This window comes from Paenibacillus silagei, from assembly GCF_017874735.1.
Lineage (GTDB): Bacteria > Bacillota > Bacilli > Paenibacillales > Paenibacillaceae > Paenibacillus_AQ > Paenibacillus_AQ silagei.
On sequence record NZ_JAGGLV010000004.1, the window covers coordinates 294,756 to 314,920 of the forward strand.

Here is a 20,165-nt window from a genome sequence, read left to right on the forward strand (position 1 = left end):
GCGCGTGCCCAATGTGGTCGGTTTTTCGATTACATTGGGACCACACGTCTCCACCACGCCCGATGTGGTCGGTTTTTCGACTACATTGGGACCACACGTCTCCACCACGCCCGATGTGGTCGGTTTTTCGACTACATTTGGCCCACGCACCCTCGCACTGCCCATTGTGTTCGCTTTTCCCAATTCACGCAAAAAACAGCAACGGACAAGTCCCTGTGAAGCGGACGGTATCCGTTGCTGCAATCATAGAAAGCAATACTATTGTCTACTAAGCTATTTATTCAGCCATCTATTCACTCGCATCTTGCTTCCCCAACCAGGCTAACTCCGCCATTGCACGCAGCGGGCCGCGGAGGCTTGACGCCACTTCCGCTTCGGTCTGTGCTTCCGGCTTGTCGCTCCAGATGGAGAAGGTGGTGCCGACCAGTTCACGCGGATAAGCTCCGGTATACTCCTGCTTAGCTTCCCCGGTACGGGCCGGGAACAGGCCGGGATGCCAGGAGGTGCGGATTTTCTCGGCTGTCGGATACGTGTAGCCTGCATGTTCGCCCAGCACGTAATACAAGTAGCCGTCGTTGTAGTTGATCACCTGATGTCCCTTGGCGAGAATGTCTTCCACCGGGGCCATCATCGGATGCCACTTCGTCCAATACGTGATTTGAATGGACGGCTTGGGCGCGACCCGCTGGGTCTGATCCGCACGATAGAGGCCATCATTCCAGGCACGGACCGTCCAGCCTCTCGACTCCAGATGCTCAGCAACCTCGTTAAGGTAATCAATATAAGTGTCCACGCCCGTGCCGCCGCTGATGTTCAGCACATTCCGGGCATACTCCGCGAGCTGCGGATACTTATCGAACTCCGCGAAGTTAATGAATTCATCCCCGCCGATATGAAAATAGCGGCTGCCCGCAAATAACTCCGCATATTCGTCAATCAAATCCAGCACGAACCGGCGGGCAGCCGGATTCGTAATATCCAGGGCCCCAGGAGCCGGAGTTCCCGCTGAATCCTTGAGCAGCCACTCGGGATGCGTGCGGAGAGCCTGCCCCAGATGTCCCGGCGAATCCAGTGAAGGAATGATATCCACATGATAACGCTGTGCCTCAAGGATAATCGCCTTCATTTCCTGTTTGCTTAAAGCTTGCTCCGACACCACCTCAGGATGGCTCTGACTCATCAGCCGGAAGCCTTCGTTCTCGGAGAAATGCAGCTGTAGCGTATTCAACCGCAGCCGGGACATCTCTCTGATCCGCTCCAGGAGCCAATCTTCGCTGTAGAATTTGCGGCCGATGTCGATATGCAGCGCCCGCTCCGGCATGACAGGGGAATCGGTGATGGTACCGCAGGACACGGAACCCTCATCTGCCAGCCGCTGCAGCAATGTCCGCAGACCATACATCACTGCACGTTCGCTTGATGCGGTGATCTTCGTATAATGCCCGATATCAATGACATAAGCTTCCTTGCTGTCCATGTCTCCCGCAGCTTCAAGATCCGTCAGTTCAATGACGATATCTCCTAAAGCGGGTGTCTCCGTTTCCCCATGTACAACAGTCACGATCTGGTCAACAGGTGTAAGTATACCCGAGAATTCACCCAGCACAATAAAGACTGTTTCGTTCAGGACACTGTTATTATCCGACCTGGCATTGTCCACAATCCGGGTTTTGGACCCGGCAGACAGCCGCCATGGCTCCCCGGATGCCGCCGCAGTCTGCTGCTGTCCACCGGTAAGCGGGCCGTTATTGGCGGTGTGCCGCTCTAATGGTTCACCCATATTCATATCCGTATCCATACTTTTCCCACCTCTTCCTTCTTAGCGTGGATCAGCGCAGCCGGAGGCCGACCGTGCTAATCTGATGTCCACCAAGCGGAAGCTTAAGCGAAGCCGTGACTTCCGGCTGAAGCTCTTCACCTTCTGCTTCCAGTACATTCGAAGTATAGACGGCAGCAACCGGCAGCACAGATTCCAGTTCCAGCTCGCAAGGCTGTTCCGTAAGGTTGAACCAGCGGAGCATCACATCGCCGCACTCCTTGTTCAGCTTCATGGAGGAGAAGGCAGCGGTTCCGCCGCTCCAGCGGACGGCCGCATACACGGCAGGAATCGTACCCGCGTGAACCTCTGCCTGCGCACAGGTCCAAGGAATCTGGAACTGGTAAGCAGCAGCAGCGGCACCGGAGGTTACAGCATCCCCGCTATGCGGCAGAAGCAGCATGTCTGCGGTCTGTTCACCCAGGCACTGGGCTTCCGGCGTAGGGAACCAGCCCCAGTCGCCCATCTCGCCGACACTGCGGAGCAGCGTAACGGCGATGGTACTACGGCCATCCCGCAGAATCTCGTATTCGTGTAATCCGAGGTTCGCAACCGTGAGGCCTGCGTTCTCCCCGGCAACATCCACGAAGCACTGCTGATGCTGCGCATTGCTCGGGTTCTGCCATTCCGGCGCCGGCTCGTTCGGACGTTCCGCCAGCTCGAACATCGAATCTACGCGGTGTGAGGCTGCGGCCAGATCCGCCGGGAACAGCATCCGCAGGCGGTGATCCTTAGCGGTATTACTGATGAAGCTCTTCACTTCCAGCCCTTTGCCGCTGCGTTCCAGTCTCAAGACCGTCCGCAGCTTAAGGGTTACAGTATCGGCACTACGCTTAGCCTGCCGCTCTGGATAATAGACCAGCGCCCGCTGTTCTTCTTCCAGCAGGTCATCGGCCGAAGCCGGAATCTCCCATTCATGGGTGATTTCGATGGAAGCCCGGTATGGCGTATCTTCACTAACAGCGATATCCGCGTTAAGGCCCAGAGTCGTCAGCGGCACTTCGCCCGCAGGCGCTCTGTACATATATTCATTCCCGATGTCACCTGTGTTCTCATAGACACCGAGGTCACGGTAGATCTTGCCGCTAGGCTTATGCTCCAGTGTGAAGGAGCCATCGGCCATAACCTCTACCCGCAGCGTGTCGTTCTCCAGCACACGTCCGCCGCGAACCAGCGAAGCCGGAACGGAAGCCAGCGCTTGCAGGTTCGCTGCCGGAGCGCTTCCGGCAGCCGCACCTTCAGCGGCGTTCGCTCCAACAGGCCGAACCCAGGCATAGGTGCGCAGTCCAAGGGCAGGAACATCCGCCGCTTCAAAAGTCAGCCGCACCCTACGGCAGCTATACGGCTGGCGGAACCGGTCATCCGGCAGATCATAGCCGAAGGACAGGCCAAGATCCTCCACCGTACAAGGAATCGGCTGGCCTTGTTCATCGACCAGGACCCGTCCGGCCAGGTCCACAGCCTTCATCCGCCGGGCATTCTCGTCCAGCGGCAGTCCATCGCGCAGATACTGGCGCGCCGCATCCAGCTCTATGGTCACGGTACCCGTGCGGCTCCAGCCGCTGGTATTCGTGACCACGAACGGAACGGCCTCTTCGCCGTAAGCGGCGAAGCCGGAGGTGTCCACCGCTGCGGTGATCGCCTGCATACTATCCGCCACAATACCCTCGGCCGTGTGATAGCTTTTGTCGAAGCGGGTGACCATCTCGCGGTGCACCTCATCCACGCTGCAGCCGCAGATGGAATCATGCGGATGGTTCTGCAGCAGCGTCTTCCAAGCATAATCCAGCAGATGATGCGGATATTCCCCGCCATGCAGCTTGGCGATAACCGCCAGCGGCTCGGCCACCTTTTCCAACATGGCTTGTCCCCGTTGGTTGAGCTGCTTCAGATATACCCGGGCGGAAGCAGTATTGACCAGCGTTCCCCAGCCATCCGTGCGCTGGCTCCGCAGTTCTCCCTTGACGGTGGACAGGCTGCGGCCAGCCAGTGAAGCTTCCACTGCCTTGATGTAATCAGGGAAGTTCGAGTGAACGAAGGCAACCTCCGGGTGCAGCTTCTCCGCCGTGCGGATCGCCTCCGGCAGGTCGGTCTGCAGCGGCTGATGGTCGCAGCCGTTCATGAACAACAGCTGATCGGTCGCTGCATACTGCCGGGCATCGCCCAGCTTGCGCTCCCAGAAGCGGCGGGCCTCCTCTATCTCAACAGGAACCTCATTCCCGTTAGAATACCAGTTGGCGAACAGAATGCCCAGCACCTGCGAGCCGTCTGGCCCTTCCCAGACCAGCTCCGAGAACGAGGATTCATAGCCGTCATCCGAGACCATATTGTTGAAGCCCGTCGGCTTCACCCCGCGTCCGAAGAAGGCGTTGGTGATGCCGGCCTGCTGCATAAGCTGCGGAATCTGTCCGGTCAGGCCGAAGGTGTCCGGGAAATAACCGATTTTGGACACTTCCCCATAGACTGCCGCATCCTGATGCCCGAGCTGTAAGTTACGCACATTGGCTTCCGGGCTGGTCAGGAACGCATCCTGCAGAATGTACCAAGGTCCGATAAATATCCGGCCTTCCCGGATATGACGCACCAGCCGCTCCCGGTTCTCCGGACGGACCTGCAGATAATCCTCGATGATAATCGTCTGCCCGTCGAAGAAAAAGCTGCGGAAATCCGGGTTCTGCTCCAGCGTGTCCAGCAGGGTGTCCACCAGCTGAATCAGCCGGATATGATGGCGCTCATAAGGCAGATACCATTCACGGTCCCAGTGCGTATGCGAGATAATATGTGCCGTCTGTTGTTGTTTGGTCATTACTGGTTACCCCTCAATCTCCAGGGGATATTCATCCATATAGCTGATCAGCTCATCCACGGTCGTGAACGCCAGCCCTGTCACCGTATCTGCACAGCCATAGTAGATAGCAATCCGTCCGGTAGCCGCATCGGTCAATGCCGCGCAAGGGAACGTCACGTTCGGCACATCGCCGACACATTCATACAGCTCTTCCGGGCCGAGGATATAGTTGCGCGAGCGGGCTTTTACCTTCCAAGGCTGATCCAGATCCAGCAGCGCGACACCCATGCGGTAGACGAATCCGTTACAGGTGTTGATAACGCCGTGATAGATCAGCAGCCAGCCCTTGTCAGTTTCAATCGGAATCGGTCCGGGACCAATCTTCTTGGACTGCCAAGCAGAAGCGTCACCGTCCACCGTGCCCATCACATAGCGGTGCTTGCCCCAGAAGGTCAGGTCAGGACTCTCACTGTAAAAAATATCGCCAAACGGCGTATGCCCGGTATCACTCGGACGGCTGAGCATCGCATAATTGCCGCCAATCTTGCGCGGGAGTAGCACTCCGTTGCGGTTATACGGCAGGAAGGCATTCTCCAGCTGATGGAAGGTTTTGAAATCGAATGTGTACGCCAGTCCAATTGTTGGGCCATGGTAGCCGTTGCACCAAGAGACATAATAACGGTCGTCAATCTTGCAGACACGCGGATCGTAGCGGTACTCGCGCTTGGTGATCTCTTCATCGCCCTCAAATACGATCGGCTCATGGTTGATCTTCCAGTTCACGCCGTCTTCACTGAAGCCCGCGAAGATATCCATGCTGACCGACCGCGAATCACAGCGGAACACACCAGCGAAGCCGCCCTCGAAGGGAATGACCGCCGAGTTGAACACACTGTTCGAGTTCGGAATGGCGTTGCGCGGAATGATCGGGTTGGCGGAATATCTCCACACCGGGGAATTCGTGCCCTCAGGCTTCTCCTGCCAAGGGATGTTCGGTAGTGCTTCTCCAATAATTGTACTCATGCTCAGGTCTCCTTTATCTGTGAAAAATATTTAAATTGAACTTATGATTTTTCTGTTATGGATTAGCCGTGACTCCAGAGAAGTTTTGGACTTCCGGCCACTGTTGTATGCAGATTTCTTGGTTGTATACCGCTGTTCACGGTGGAAATCCGCATACAAAGGCGGACGCTATCGCTCCTCCAGTTCCAAAATTCCCCTCCGCCACTTTTCCTTTAACTTTAATGTTTTAGTTCAATATTTAGAGAATGTCTTCCTTCAGCGCCCGCAAAATCAGCTGCGAGAACAAGCTGTTCGACCAGGCGAACCACTTGCGGGTGAACACGGACGGATCGTCGGCGTGGAAGCCTTCATGCATGTAGCCGGTATCGGCATCGGTTGCTTCCAGCATAGCGATGACCGCCAGCCGCTCTTCCTTGCTGTCTGCGGTAATGCCCTGCATCGACAGCGCCATATGCCAGATGTAGCCCGGAGGGGTATGCGGGCTGCCGATTCCCTTAGCAGCTTTGCCCTCGAAGTAGAACGGATTCTCCTTGCTCAGCGCGAAGCGTCTAGTATTCTGGTAGACCGGATCGTCATTGTTCAAATAGCCCAGGTACGGAATGGACATCAGGCCCGGTGTTCCGGCGTCATCCATCAGGCTGTAATTGCCATAACCGTCGGTCTCATATGCGTAGATCGGTCCGAATTCCGGGTGGCGATAGGTGCCGTACAGCTTGATGCCGTGATCGACCTCCTGCTCCAGCTCCTTCAGCTCAGCCAGGAAATCCAGGTCCCGGAAGACCCACTCGGCAAAATCCTGCATCTGCCGCAGCGCCACCACAGCGAACATGTTCCCCGGAATGTTGTAGTGGAAATCGCAGGCATCATCGCTGGAGCGGAACCCAGACCAGATCATGCCGGTATAATTGACGGGCATTCCCAGGCCGCCGTTACGGATGGAATCCTCCATAATCCCGTTGTTCCGGGTGAAACGGTACAGTGACTGCTCGGCATGATGCTGCTCGCGCTTGAACAGGTCGGTGATGACGCGGAGCATTTTTTTGAAATCAGAGGTAAAGAAATCGGTCTGCTTCGTCTCTTCCCAGTAAGCATGGGCCAGCCGGATCACGAAGCACAGCGAGTCGATCTCGAATTTGCGCTCCCACACCCACGGCGACATCTCGGTCACATCGGCGGCATTCCAGTGCCAGTCATTGGCCGATTCATTGAACGCGTTGGCGTAAGGATCGATCAGCACATACTCTGTATGGCGCTTGATCAGTCCGCCGATAATCCGCTGCAGATCAGCATCTTCCGCAGCAAAAGGCACATAATGAATGACCTGCTCCACTGAATCGCGCAGCCAGCAGGCGGGGATGTCCCCCGTAATCACAAAGGTAGTTCCGTCATCAAGCAGCTTGGTGGTCGTCTCCAGTGTATTCGGGAAGCAGTTGCGGAACAGCCGTTGCAGCTTAGGCCGGTGGGCCAGCTTCGTTTCGGCGTCGGCCAGCACGGCCTGAATGGATGACGGCAGCGTAAGCTCCGGCATCTCGATGCGGGGAAGTCTGAATTGTTCCAAGGTAGTAGTCTCCTTCACGCTTAATCTATAGTTTGGAAGCTGAATTTCTTGATGGAAATGGGAGTTGCGATAGGCTTAATTGTAATTGGTACAACTAAAACGCCTGATTGATCACCAATTTCACATTTAGTTGTACTTCGTACATTTAAACATCCGCCGAATCTTCCTTCTCCCGTTTTGGGGCAGTTTTAGTTGTACAGAATACACTTATACGATAAAAGAATGCATTTCCGCTGTTTTTAAGTGTACGTTCTGCAACTATCCGAGAATCTTACGCTCAGCCCCTCATGTGCCTCTATTCAGCATGAATAATCTTAATCGTCTTAATCTCGAACGGATGGAAGTCTAGCGTCAGCACGCCGTCTTCATCCGGCAGCAGCTCGGTCTCTTCCTCCAGCGCATTGGATAGGTAGACAGCCGAGTGCGGCAGCGGCCAGCTGATCCGCACGGTCTCGCGTCCACCGGCTGATTCGTACAGCCGCAGGATACTGCCGCTTCCGTCTTCCGCCAGCTTGACGGTATCGAGTACCACCTGCTTCCCTTCGTAGGGAAGGAAGGAGCCAGTGGACGGATGCTGTCCCTCACTTGCCTCGCAGGCCACAGCATACGAAGCGTGATTCAACTCAGCGGCCTTGCGCTGGGTATGCGCTGCGCGCCAGTCCCCGGTATGCGGGTAGAGCGAATAGGTGAATTCATGCTCTCCCTGATCCGCTGAATGATCCGGCCAGCGCGGAGCGCGAAGCAGCGACAGACGGATGGTGCTGCCCTGAGTATCATAGCCGTATTTGCAGTCGTTCAGCAGGCTTACACCGTAATCATGCTCCGACACATCGGCATACCGGTGCCCGCAGACCTCATACTGCGCCTGCTCCCAGCTGGTGTTGCGGTGCGTGGTCCGTTCCAGTGCGCCGAACGGAATCTCATACGTGGCCTTGCTGGTGACTACATCAATCGGGAAGCCAACCTTCAGCAGCTTGTGGGCTTCCTGCCACTGCACCTTCGTCTTGAAGTCGATCCGCTTGTCAGCGTGGTACAGGATCAGCTCCTGCTGTATTTCCGATTGGCCTAGACTCCAGCGGAAGAACAGTACATCGCAGACAGAACCTGTGGACATCAGCCGCTTCTCCAGCAGAACCGCTGCTCCGGCAGGCTGCTCCTCATAACGGCTGTCGATATCCCAGGCATCCCAGAGAATCGGACGGTCATGGAAGAAATGCAGCCGGTTCAGCGCTTCGCCGGACTTCACAATCTCACGCCCGGTTTCCTTGTCATACAGGCTGATGATCTCGCCCAGCTCGTTGAACTGGAGACGGTAGTAGCCGGTCTCCCAGCGATCCTCGAACGTAGCGGAGTTCGCCGCAGAAATTGAGTTATTGCCTGCATCCGATGCATCTGCCCCCGGCTGTTCCTCTTCCCGAAGCCATACGGTTGCATACCCGAATGCCGGAACCTCCTGCACCCGCACACGCAGCACTGCCCGCTTTCCTGCTGTAGTCAGCTCTGCCGGAAGCCGTGTTCCGTTCCGGTCATAGACGGCGACATTGGCAGGCTCCACTTTAGAGGAAAGCTCAAGCTGGGCCACCATATCCCGGGTCCAGCCCAGTCCGTTCAGGATGACATAAGGCTGTCCCTCTCCACGGGTATCAATATCCGCTACGGCAGCCTCCATGACGGACTTCAAGGTACTCTCCCCAAGGACAAAGATGTTCTTGTATTCCTTCTCCGAAGTCTCATAGACCTCGGGAATCGATGAGCCTGGAATAATATCATGGAACTGGTTCAGCAGAATCAGCTTCCAGCCTTCATGCAGAGCCTCACCTACCTCTTCCCGCCGCTGCGGTGTCAGCTGGTGTCCAGCCAGAGTCTGCCATAGCTCTGCTTCCCGGTACAGAATCTCGGCCTTGCGGTTATTGCGCTTGTTCCGCGCATGGGTCGTATAGGTGCCCCGGTGCAGCTCCAGATAGAGATCACCCTGCCAGACCGGCAGCTCCGGTGCGGCCTGCTCGATGCCAGCGAAGAAATCCGCCGCCGTGCTGTAGCCGGAGGCAGGCTGACCCACCATCAGCTCCGAGCGCGACAGGTATTCAAGCATTTCCCGCGTCACGCCGCCGCCGCCATCGCCGTGTCCGTAGAGCAGCATTTGCTCGCTGTGAACGGCTTTTTGGCGATAAGACTGCCAGTGCTCGTGGACATCCTTCGGCAGCGTATTCTCATTCACGCCATGGTTCATATAAGATAATAGCGCTGTCCCGTCGATTCCGACCCAGTGGAACAGGTCATACGGGAACAGGTTGGTATCATTCCAGCCGAGCTTCGTGGTCATAAAGTAACGGACCTTGCCGTGCTTCAGGATCTGCGGCAGGGAGGCGCAATAGCCGAAGGTGTCCGGCAGCCATTCAATCTCGGACTGCTGTCCGAACTCCTCCTGGTAGAAGCGCTGCCCGTACAGCATCTGCCGCATCAGCGATTCCCCGCTCGGAATATTCAGATCCGGCTCGACCCACATACCGCCGACCAGCTCCCAGCGGCCTTCCTGAATCCGCGCCTTCACCTTCGCGTACAGCTCAGGATCATTGTCCTTCAGATAAGCGAACAGCTGCGGCTGGCTCTGGGCATAGCGGTATTCCGGATACTCCTCCATCAGGGCATGTACCGTCGAGAAGGTCCGGCTGGTCTTGCGCACCGTCTCCCGGGTAGGCCATAACCAGGCGATGTCGATATGCGACTGCCCGATCATATGAATGAAGCCCTCGCTGTTGCCGCCGATGGCCTTCACTTTTGCCACCAGTTCCTGCTCGATTGCTTCTATTTCCTTGCTGCCCTGCGAACCGTCCGAACCCAAATTCACGTAAGCATCCATCGCCTGATGCAGCGCCTCCAGCATGCGGACACGCCGGAAATCCTGCTCCGGCAGCAGCAGCATCGAATCCCGGATGACGGTCACTGTGTACATCAGCGACTGCACCGGCAGGTTCACTCTGACAAGCGCTGCGGTAATGGACCGGACCGGCGGCTGAATGACCGCCTGCTTATTCAGCGGATCATCCGGCTCAGGAATCGGATCATAGAGCTCAATCTCAATCTCCGGGTGTCTGCCGCCCGTCTCGGGGTTCAGGGAAGCATAGGTATGATTGCGGTCAATCCCCTGCCGCGAGGCTCCGTTCACACGCAGCAGCCCTTCGCCGCCGGAGTGGAAGATCAGCCCGGTGTCCGCATCGGTCCAGTCCGCCGGGATATCGAGAGTAGTGCGGAAGTAATAGGTGGTACCTTGCACGCTCGGAAACAATCCAAACGATTCGCTGCCCGAATAAGGCTGTGCTTCGTCATAGTGGCCCGGCTGCCGGTAGATAGTGGAGAAGACCTTCCAGTCATCAAGCACCCGGTATTCCAGCCACTGCTGCTGTGAGCATTCCCGAATGAACCGGTTAATCCGTTCGATGTTTATCTGCTCCATCTTTAGTCCTCCGTAACCGTAAGATCTATATTCAGCGTATCGTTCACATTCCTGCCGACCCCGATGCGGAAGCTTCCCGGCTCGACCACCAGCTTATAATCCGGCCCGATGTAGCTCAGATGCTCTGCACTCAGCATGAAGCTCACCTTCTGCTTCTCGCCCGGCTCCAGTACGATCTTGCGGAAGCCCTTGAGTTCCTTGGCCGGTCTCGTTACCTTACTGACCAGATCGGAAATATATAATTGCACGACCTCCGCACCGCTGCGGGAGCCTGTATTCTCTACTTCCACTGTAACCTCAGCCGTTCCGTCTGCTGTGATTACTGCCGGCTCGACCTGGAGTCCGCTGTAGCTGAATTCGGTGTAGCTGAGTCCGAAGCCGAACGGATAACGCGGCTGCGAATTCCCTTCCAGATAGCGCACTCCCCGGGAACGTTTGCCTAAGTAATACACTGGCAGTTGTCCTACATCCTCAGGGAGAGACAGGGTCAGCCGGCCGGACGGATTGACATCGCCGAACAGAATGTCGGCAATGGCGTGGCCGCCTTCCTGCCCCGGATACCAGGCTTCCAGAATGGCATCCGCCTGCTCATCGATCCACGGCTCGGCAATGGGACGGCCGTTGATATATACGACGACTACCGGCTTGCCAAGCGCCTTCAGCTCCTTCATCAGCTCCAGCTGAACGCCAGACAGATGAAGCGACATCCGGTCGATGCCTTCGCCGCAGTCCATATCGCTAAGCGCATTCTCTGTGACCTTCGAGGCTCCGGTCCGCAGATCGATGCTGCCTTCGCCGAAGTCACGGGCACTCGACCCGCCTAGAGCGAGCACAATGATATCCGCATCGGCTGCTACCTCACGCGCAAGCTCGAAGCCCTCGGTGGAGCTGTCTTTGATCCGGCAGCCCGGCGCATAAGCTACACGCTCCGGCTGCGCGGCAAGCTTGGCCCGTATCCCGGCCAGCACTGTAGTTACCCGGTCACGCGGCTGCGGCGAGGTGTAATCGCCGAGCTGATTGTAGCCAATATCGGCGTTCGGCCCGATAACCGCAACCGTACCCTTGTCTTTAGACAGCGGAAGCACTCCGTTATTCTTCAGCAGCACAATTCCCTCTGCCGCCACGCTGCGCGCCAGCTCCGCATGCTCTGCGCTGCCGATCACCTGCTCTGCCACATCGGGATCGGCATATGGCTGTTCAAACAGGCCCAGCCGGAATTTCAGCTCCAGCACACGCGCTGCCGCCTGGTCCACCAGCTTCTCGTCGAGCCGCCCGGAGCGCAGCGCCGTAAGCAGATATCCGCCGAACATGACGCCGGACATCTCCATATCAATCCCGGCGGTGAGTGCCTGTACGGCTGCATCCTCCCCGCTGTCCGCTGTATCATGACCCGAGGCCAGCATATCAATGGCACCGCAATCGGTAATCACCATGCCCTCGAAGCCCCATTCACCGCGTAGAATCTCTTCCAGCAGCTCCCGGTTCGTGGTACAAGGCACGCCGTCAATCTCGTTGTAGGCTGGCATGATGGAGACCGCACCCGCTTCCACCGCTTTGCGGAACGGGTACATATCGACTTCCAGCAGCTCCCGCTTGCCGATATGCGCCGGACCGGCATTCCGGCCACCCTCTGAGCTGCCATAGGCTACGAAGTGCTTGAGGGTCGCCCCCACACTGGACGCGCAGTCAAGGCGTTCGCCCTGTAGTCCTTCCACTGATGCTACGGCATATTCACCGATGAGATACGGATCTTCGCCGAAGCATTCCTCGGTCCGGCCCCAGCGCGGATCACGCACCACATCCAGCACAGGGGAGTAGGTTACTGCTCCGCCTTGTGCCCGGGTCTCCCGTGCCACTGCCCGGGACATCTCCCGGTAGAGGTCTACATTCCAGGTGCTGCCGATCAGCAGCGGAACGGGAAATACCGTGGCCCCGATGGCCATATGACCATGCGAGCATTCCTCGCCGATCAAGAGCGGAATGCCCAGCCTGGAATGCTCCAGCGCATAACGCTGAATCGAATTCACAGCCTCTGCTCCGGCCCGTGCATCCAGCCCGCTCTCCAGCGTAACCCCTGTCCAGGGATCGGCCCGCAGAGTTCCGTATAATGCGCCGACACCGCCTTCGCGGATCTGGCGCTTGAAGTCTTCTGTCAATTCAATCGTTCCATCTGTATGATCATAGGTCTGCCACCCGAACAGCTGCACCAGCTGGCCGACCTTCTCTTCCGGCGTCATCAGCCCAAGCAGATGCTCTGTCCGCTTTTTGACGGGCTGTGTACGGTCTCTATATAACATCCTGGCTCCACCCTCTCTCCTTTGATCTTAATCTATATATCCCTACTCCTTAACCGCCCCGACCGTAAGACCCTGAATGAAATAACGCTGGAAGAACGGATACGCGAAAATAATCGGTCCGGTTGCCAGCACCACCATCGCCATACGCGAGGTATCCTGCGGCATGTTGCGGAGGGCTTCCAGGCTGAGCGAGCTGTTCTGCGAATTCTGAAGAATGAACTGCATACTGGTCTCAATGCGCATCAGCATGGACTGCAGCGGCACCAGATTTGGATTATCAATATAGAGCAGGGCATTGAACCAGTCGTTCCAGTACCCGAGCGTGCTGAACAGCCCGATTGTAGCGAGGCCCGGCAAGGACAGCGGCAGCACGATTTTCAGGAAGGTGCGGAACTCTCCGGCGCCGTCGATTTTGGCCGATTCGATCAGCGCATCCGGCACACTGGTAATATAGAAGGTACGCAGAATCATAATGTAAAAAGCATTCACCGCCAGCGGCAGCACCAGCGCCCAAATGCTGTCCTTCAGGCCCAGCATCTGTGTCACGACAATATAGGTCGGAACCAGCCCGCCGTTAAACAGCATGGTGAAGAAGGAAAAGAACGCGAAGAAATTGCGGTATTTGAAGCTTTTGCGTGAAATGGCATACGCATAAAGTGAAATAATAAGCAGGCTGACAATTGTACCAATGACCGTTACCGCAATGGTCACTCCGTAAGAACGGAGCAGCGTGTCCCCTGAGCTAAATACATATTTGTAGGCTTCCAGACTCCATTTGGCCGGAATTAACCGGTAGCCGTCCCGCGCAAGCGCCCCTTCGTCGGTGAACGAGATGAGGACCACGAACAGGAACGGGAAGATACACAGGATGGCAAAGCCTCCGGCGATACAGTTGAAGATGGTATTGAGCACCGGCGACAGCCGATGGAAATCGCGCGATTTCGCAGCATTAGCAGACATTTGGATGACCTCACTTTCCTTCATTTTCCCTAGAATAATGCACTGTCCTTATCGAATTTGCGCACGATATAATTAGAGGTAAGAACCAGCACGAACCCGACCACTGATTGATACAAGCCCGCAGCCGTACTCATTCCGATCTCGCCGGTAGTCTTAAGTCCACGGTATACATACGTATCGATGACGTTGGTCACGCTGTAGAGCGTACCCGAATCTCTCGGCACCTGATAGAACAGCCCGAAGTCGGCATAGAAAATCTTCCCGATCGCAAGCAGCGTCATAATGATAATGATCGGCTTCAGCATCGGCAGCGTGATACTGCGGATCTGCTGGAGCTTGCTGGCTCCGTCGATCATCGCCGCTTCGTAGAGGGACTTGTCTATGCCCATAATTGCGGCGAGATAGACCACGCTGTTATAGCCGACGGCCTTCCAGAGGAATACGAATATAATAATGAACGGCCAGTATTTCGATTCCGAGTACCAGGAGATATTGCTGCCGAACATGGCATTAAGCAGCCCCCGCTCCGAGCTAAGGAAGCTGAACGCGAAGTATCCCACAACAACCCAGGACAGAAAATACGGCAGGAACATGCCTGTCTGATAGAACTTGGCTAGTTTTTTATTGGCAATCTCGGACAGCACCACCGCCATCAGCACGGACAGAATCAGGCCCAGGCCAATGAAGGCTATATTATATAAAAGGGTATTGCGTGTGATCAGATAGGCATCATTGGTGCTGAACAGAAACTTGAAATTATCCCAGCCGACCCACTTGCTGTTGATGATGCTGGCCCAGAAGCCATCCCGGCTGAAGCGGTACTCCTTAAATGCAATGACCGTACCCACCATCGGCAGGTAAGAGAAGAATAAAAACCACAGTGTGCCCGGCAGAACCATAAACAGCAGCACTTTATTTCTTAATACATCTTTGGCGGACTTTCCTATTTTCCCCATACTCTTAGTTCCTCCTATGCCGGAAAATTCTTCTTCCGTTGATACAAAAAGATCGGGCCAAGTCTAATCACCCGCCCGATCCTCTAATAGAATGCTACTTATTATTCGCTGCTTTCCAGGCGTCGATCTGCGTTTGAGCTTCGGCAATAATTTTATCCAGACCGGCTGCTTTGAGTTTCTCGTTAGCCTTGGTCAGGTACTCTTCCGAATCTACAGATCCGGTCATTAGCGGTGCCCAGAATTCTTCCTTCACGTTCTGAACAGCGGCGATTTCATTCGTCACCTTGGACGTATCGAAGTTGAAGCCGAGCAGCGGAGCATTGATACCGGCATCATTGAACTTCTTGAATTCTTCCCATTTGTTCTCTGGGTCGCCTTCATTCAGATAGTTGATCATGATGTTACCCAGGGAGAACGTAGGCATGTCGTAGTTCTTCGCATCCGGGAGGTTCTTGATCATGTTGTCGCTGACTTTCTCGTAATGTACGCCTTCAATCCCGGAGTCAATCATGTTGCGCAGCTTAGGATCGGTGTTGAGCAGGTTCAGGAATTCCATCGCTTTCTCAGGATACTCGGAGTTGGCCGAGATCGCCTGCATGGAGCCCATTACCGACCAGTTATAGATATAAGGCTGACTGGCTGGTGTCGATACAACCGGGTATCCGTAGCTTGCAGACCACAGGTTGTCGGCCATCGGCTGGGTGGAAGCACGGTCAGTGAACCATTTGCCGGCTTTGTACAAGTCATCTACCGACGAGGTAGTCGCAACTTCAGGGGAGATGTAACCTGCCTGATAGAATTTGCGGACCGTCTTAAGTGCTTCTTTGATCTCTGGGGTCTCCAGGATGTTAACTACTTTGTAATCCTTGGTGTCCATATAGACCGCCATCGGCATCTTCTCGATCACATAGTCAAAAGGCATAATCGGCATGAAGTCCTTCACCATTGCGTAAGGAGTGACTCCAGGCTCGTTTTCCTTGATCGTTTTGAGCAGCGGCTCAAGATCAGCCATCGTCTTCACGCTGGTTATATCCAGCTTGTATTTGTCGAGCAACTCTTTATTGAAGCGGAACACCTCTTGAGCCGGAAGCTCTTTGTTCGCAGGAATCGCATAGTTATGACCGTCTACCTTGGAACCTTCCAGGAAGGCCGGATCAATCGCATCCACAATGCCCTTGCCCTGATTCTTCAGCAAATCATCGAGCTCCAGGAAGGCGCCCTTACGTGCATTCTGCACATAATCGAAGGCCCAGGAAGAGGTGAAAAGGATATCCATCGGCTCACCGGAAGCTGCCATTACCTGCATTTTTTGCGTATAATCCCCGAAATCGAGCATTTTGATATCGAGTGTGGCGTTGATTTTTTCAAGTGTGTATTTATTGACTTCTGTGAGGACCTTGTCCATATCCTTCTGCGGCGGCCCGATCGTGTACCAGATCAGTTCTACTGGCTTCTCGGTAGCCTCCGAGGCTTTGTTGCCGCCTGAAGCTGCTTCCCCGCCTGCATTGTTCTTACTGTTCCCCCCGCACGCCGTTAGCGCCAGTGAAACGGTTAAAAGCGTTGTCAACAACAAGGAGAAGTGTTTCTTTTTCTTACTCATTTGCCGTACCCCCTTTTAATTAGCTGTCCGGACCTTCGGCTTACCGGATCTATCCGGCTGCTGATTTCCTTGAGCTATACCTTAACTTTATAAGATGAAAGCAGTTTCAAATAGAAGAGAAACTATAGATTTTCAGGTATGAAATAAAGAAAATAAGCTTACCCGCAAAGGCAGGTTATTGATCTTTTACAAGGGCTGTAATGTTCTGGCGAGAAATCACTGAATTCGTTATCAACGTGAAACTTTTTTTTCCCTGTAACGCACAAGAGAGCCGCCTCACAGCAGCCCCTTGAATTCCGTCGGCGAAATGCCTACATACTTCTTGAACTGCTTGTAGAAGTATCCCATTTCCCAGTATCCCACGCTTCTTGCGATTTCATGCACCTTCAGGTTCGTCGAGCGGAGCTGTTCCTTGGCCTTATCAATCCGGTAACGGTTCATATACTCCGCAAAGGATTCACCGGTCGTCTTATGGAACAGCTGTCCCAGATATACCGGATGAATATTGAACATGAAGCCCAGCTTCTTCAGTGACAGGTCCTCACTGTATGATTTCTCAATATAATTCAGCACCTGGTTCACTACCGGGCTCTTCAGCTCCCGGTCCAGCAGCCCGATGATGCCTGCCGAGGTCTGCCGGAGCGCAGCGGACAGTGCGGGCAGCGAATTCGCCCGGCGGATCGCCGTCAAGCCCTCGGCAATACACTCACGCTCCGTTTCACTGCGGATATCCTTGATCAGCACCCGGAAGAACAGCATCCATTCCAGCGAGATCTCCTCCAGCATCGCTGGCGTTAATCCATCCATTGCGGGGGCCGAGAAATAGAGCTCCAACTGCTCGGACAGCCCTGCCACATTCTTGGACATAATGAGCTTGGCGTAATCGCTCCAGTCTTCCGGCAGAACCGCCCCCAGATCCTCCTTCCGGTCCCGCAGCTGCTCATAATAGATGATGCTGCGCTCCGGATGAATCTCCAGGAACTCCTGCGCCTGCTTCGCCTCCTCGTAGCTTGCGGGAGCGGCGTCCACTCCGTACACCGGCGAGCCTACGGCTGCGCGCAGCTTCTCACCGCCGGTGCATAAGCCGGTAATCTCCTCCAGCATGAACGCCATCTCCGCCGCTCCGGCGGAGGCTTCTTCGTAGTTATGTATCAGCACCAGATCATTGTCCGAATCCCAGAACATGAAGAACGAAGCCTCTGCCCCGGCGAGATCGGATACCCTCTTCCTGAAGGTATCCGTTGCCGGCTCTACCTGCAGCAGGGCAACCTGCACATAACGGCTGCTGAGCGGCAGGCCGATCAGATTCAGCCGTTCGGAACGTTCCTGCGGATTAATCTGCCCCCGCAGCCAGCGCAGCAGCACATTATCCTTCAGCACGGAATTCGTATATTCCCACCACTGCATATCCAGCCTGGAGACGTTCAGCTTCTCCACAATCGTCTCCAGCGTCTGCTGGAATTCCTCCAGATTAATCGGCTTCAGCAGATAGTTCTCGATCCCGAGCGACAGACCTTCCTTCACATACATGAATTCATCGAAGCCGCTCAGCACCACCACCTTCAGATCCGGGCGGAATTCCCGGACGGCGCGGATCAGCTCAAGGCCGGTCATCACCGGCATGGAGATATCGGTAATCAGAATATCAGCGGGGATCTCCCGCAGCTGCTCCAGCGCCTCCTGCCCGTTCTCCGCCTGCCCCGCAATCGTGAGGCCTAGCTCCTCCCAGTCCAATATATCCTGCAGGCCGCTAAGAATGAACGGCTCATCATCCACAATAAACACCTTATACATCTGCGTTCTCCTCCTTCGGCGGGTATGGAAAAGTAATCGTAACCACTGTTCCGCTGCCCTCTTCACTCTCCAGCTCTACGCCGTAAGACTTGCCGTACATCAGTCTCAGCCGCTCATGAATACTGCGCAGCCCGAACGACTCGGACCCGGACAATTCGCCGTGATCCTCCAGCACCTCGCGGAGCCGGGCCAGCCGCTCCTCCGCGATCCCTTTGCCGTTATCCGTAACCGTGACCCGGATATGCTCCGGCTCCGCTGTGATCCCAATGCGGATCACATTATCAGTCTGCCCTGTCCGCATGCCATGCAGAACATAGTTCTCGATGACCGGCTGCAGCGACATTTTGAGCACAGGAAGCTCTTCCAGCTCCGTACTGCATTCGATCGTATACGCGAATCTGTCCTTGTACCGGATACGGAATAATTCCAGATACAGACGGCAAGCCTCCAGCTCATCCTTGAACGTATATTTCTGCTTCGGACGGACATACGACTTGAACAGCATGGACAGGCTGTAGATCATTTCCCCCACATCCTTCGCCCCGCTCGAAATCGCCCGCATCCGGATAACCTCTAATGTATTATACAGAAAATGCGGATTCACCCTGGCTTCCAGCGTAGCGATCTCCGTATGCTTCTGTTTGATTTCCGCCTTATATACCTGGTCGATATACTGGTTCAGTTCATCCAGCATGCTGTTGAAGCTTTTGGCAATCTGGCCTAATTCATCTTCCTTACCGTCCACAATCCGGGTGTTCAGATCCCCGTTCTTGACTTTGCGGGTGAAGCGGATAATGCGGTGGGTCCGTTTGGCAAAATTAGAAATGAACATCGCCGGCAGCAGCACGGCAAACAGAATACAGACGAGTGCGATGGACACAATGGTGCTCCGCGCACTGCTGTAGGTCTCGGCCAGCTCCTGCTTAGAGATCAGGCTGATCACCGTATACCCCGCCTGACTCTGCGTCAGACTCGTGACAACCATTCCCTCTATCGTAAACTCCTCGCCAGCGTTAATCTCTTGCAGCTTTGGCAGCTTCCGGCCGTACCCCTTACCTGATGAATCGAAGATGACTTCATTCTGGGCCGAGAGCACGAGGATATCGCCTTTGAAATCCTGCTTATAGTTATTCATGGCCTGCCAGATCGCCTCGGAGTCGAAGTAGACCAGCAGCTGGCCGATATTGAGCAGCGAGGACTTATTGTTGATCGGCAGCTTCACCGAGAACAGCGGGGCTGTCGGCATCCCTATACTTTTCAGCACCCAAATGTTTGGAACAGAGACGACACTCTCCTCCCCCAGAACCATCGAATCGGGGACGAAGGAATGCGCCGCATTGGTCGAGATCCGCTCGAACTGCCTGCGGTTGTCGTAATAATACATGACCTGCTGGTTGGCGCTGTACAGGATCAGGCTGCGGATATCGGGATCATCGTCAATCTTGTTCTGGAAATACTGGATGGCGTTCGAGGTGGACTGTTCTCCCAGCAGAAAGCGGTCCAGCCGGTGCTCAATATAATCGCTTAAGGGATTCTCCAGCAGGAAGGTCGTATTACTGGCCAGACTCGCGTCCCTATACACATCACGGAGCATATCCTGAACGGATTGATATTTGTTCTCCACATAATTGCTGACGCTCTCCATGCTCTTGCGCTGGATATCCATCTGGCGCTGCACCGCCGAATCCGAGATTAACAGCAGCACCAGATAAGAGAAGGCGATAATGGTGGCTATGAAGATACAGGACACGATCAGCGTGAAGCGCAGGAACATATTGTCTTTAAAATACTTGCGGTACAGCGAAAGGCTTCGCATCATTCACCTCCTAACATAGTTGATAGCCTTGCAGGCGCGGCTAGCCGGGATACACAAGAAGCGCTCCCCCCTGCTAATTTTGCCAGAGGGTGAGCGCTTTGTG

Annotated in this window: 11 protein-coding genes; all 11 read right to left on the bottom strand. The window is 55.2% G+C overall.

Going from position 1 to position 20,165, the window contains the following annotated elements; all coding sequences use genetic code 11:
- Positions 1-289: 289 nt before the first annotated feature.
- The 11 genes from J2Z70_RS08595 to J2Z70_RS08645 all read right to left on the bottom strand — a co-directional run bounded on the left by J2Z70_RS08595 (position 290) and on the right by J2Z70_RS08645 (position 20,062).
- A complete protein-coding gene (locus tag J2Z70_RS08595; RefSeq protein ID WP_245368078.1) occupies positions 290-1,798 on the bottom strand; it encodes a beta-N-acetylhexosaminidase in 1,509 nt (502 codons plus the stop codon).
- 31 nt (positions 1,799-1,829) lie between these two features.
- Positions 1,830-4,622: an alpha-mannosidase gene (locus J2Z70_RS08600; protein ID WP_209871570.1), complete on the bottom strand. Its 2,793-nt coding sequence runs from the start codon at positions 4,620-4,622 to the stop codon at positions 1,830-1,832.
- A 6-nt stretch (positions 4,623-4,628) separates the two neighbouring features.
- Entirely contained in the window at positions 4,629-5,627 is a 999-nt protein-coding gene (locus J2Z70_RS08605; RefSeq protein ID WP_036731574.1) for a glycoside hydrolase family 130 protein, read from the bottom strand.
- A 238-nt stretch (positions 5,628-5,865) separates the two neighbouring features.
- On the bottom strand, positions 5,866-7,185 hold the full coding sequence (locus J2Z70_RS08610; protein ID WP_209871573.1) for a glycoside hydrolase family 125 protein: 1,320 nt from the start codon (positions 7,183-7,185) through the stop codon (positions 5,866-5,868).
- A gap of 295 nt (positions 7,186-7,480) precedes the next feature.
- Entirely contained in the window at positions 7,481-10,624 is a 3,144-nt protein-coding gene (locus J2Z70_RS08615) for an alpha-mannosidase (RefSeq protein ID WP_209871765.1), read from the bottom strand.
- A 17-nt stretch (positions 10,625-10,641) separates the two neighbouring features.
- Complete coding sequence (locus J2Z70_RS08620) at positions 10,642-12,936, bottom strand: glycoside hydrolase family 3 N-terminal domain-containing protein (RefSeq protein ID WP_209871576.1); 2,295 nt, start codon at positions 12,934-12,936, stop codon at positions 10,642-10,644.
- A 42-nt stretch (positions 12,937-12,978) separates the two neighbouring features.
- A complete protein-coding gene (locus J2Z70_RS08625; protein ID WP_036731568.1) occupies positions 12,979-13,896 on the bottom strand; it encodes a carbohydrate ABC transporter permease in 918 nt (305 codons plus the stop codon).
- A gap of 29 nt (positions 13,897-13,925) precedes the next feature.
- Positions 13,926-14,852 (bottom strand): ABC transporter permease, encoded by a 927-nt coding sequence (locus tag J2Z70_RS08630; RefSeq protein ID WP_036731566.1) that lies wholly within the window; start codon positions 14,850-14,852, stop codon positions 13,926-13,928.
- Between the two features lie 94 nt (positions 14,853-14,946).
- Positions 14,947-16,452 carry an ABC transporter substrate-binding protein gene (locus J2Z70_RS08635; protein ID WP_209871578.1) on the bottom strand — a complete coding sequence of 502 codons (1,506 nt, stop codon included), beginning with the start codon at positions 16,450-16,452 and terminating at the stop codon, positions 14,947-14,949.
- 276 nt (positions 16,453-16,728) lie between these two features.
- Positions 16,729-18,246, bottom strand: a complete 1,518-nt coding sequence (locus tag J2Z70_RS08640; protein ID WP_209871581.1) for a response regulator transcription factor — start codon at positions 18,244-18,246, stop codon at positions 16,729-16,731.
- Positions 18,239-20,062: a sensor histidine kinase gene (locus J2Z70_RS08645; protein ID WP_209871584.1), complete on the bottom strand. Its 1,824-nt coding sequence runs from the start codon at positions 20,060-20,062 to the stop codon at positions 18,239-18,241. The genes J2Z70_RS08640 and J2Z70_RS08645 overlap by 8 nt, the downstream gene beginning before the upstream one ends.
- Positions 20,063-20,165: the final 103 nt, after the last annotated feature.

Coding starts and splice junctions, on each gene's coding strand:
- J2Z70_RS08595 (WP_245368078.1), bottom strand. CDS start 1,798: ATGGATACGGATATGAATATGGGTGAACCATTAGAGCGGCACACCGCC.
- J2Z70_RS08600 (WP_209871570.1), bottom strand. CDS start 4,622: ATGACCAAACAACAACAGACGGCACATATTATCTCGCATACGCACTGG.
- J2Z70_RS08605 (WP_036731574.1), bottom strand. CDS start 5,627: ATGAGTACAATTATTGGAGAAGCACTACCGAACATCCCTTGGCAGGAG.
- J2Z70_RS08620 (WP_209871576.1), bottom strand. CDS start 12,936: ATGTTATATAGAGACCGTACACAGCCCGTCAAAAAGCGGACAGAGCAT.
- J2Z70_RS08625 (WP_036731568.1), bottom strand. CDS start 13,896: ATGTCTGCTAATGCTGCGAAATCGCGCGATTTCCATCGGCTGTCGCCG.
- J2Z70_RS08630 (WP_036731566.1), bottom strand. CDS start 14,852: ATGGGGAAAATAGGAAAGTCCGCCAAAGATGTATTAAGAAATAAAGTG.
- J2Z70_RS08635 (WP_209871578.1), bottom strand. CDS start 16,452: ATGAGTAAGAAAAAGAAACACTTCTCCTTGTTGTTGACAACGCTTTTA.
- J2Z70_RS08640 (WP_209871581.1), bottom strand. CDS start 18,246: ATGTATAAGGTGTTTATTGTGGATGATGAGCCGTTCATTCTTAGCGGC.
- J2Z70_RS08645 (WP_209871584.1), bottom strand. CDS start 20,062: ATGCGAAGCCTTTCGCTGTACCGCAAGTATTTTAAAGACAATATGTTC.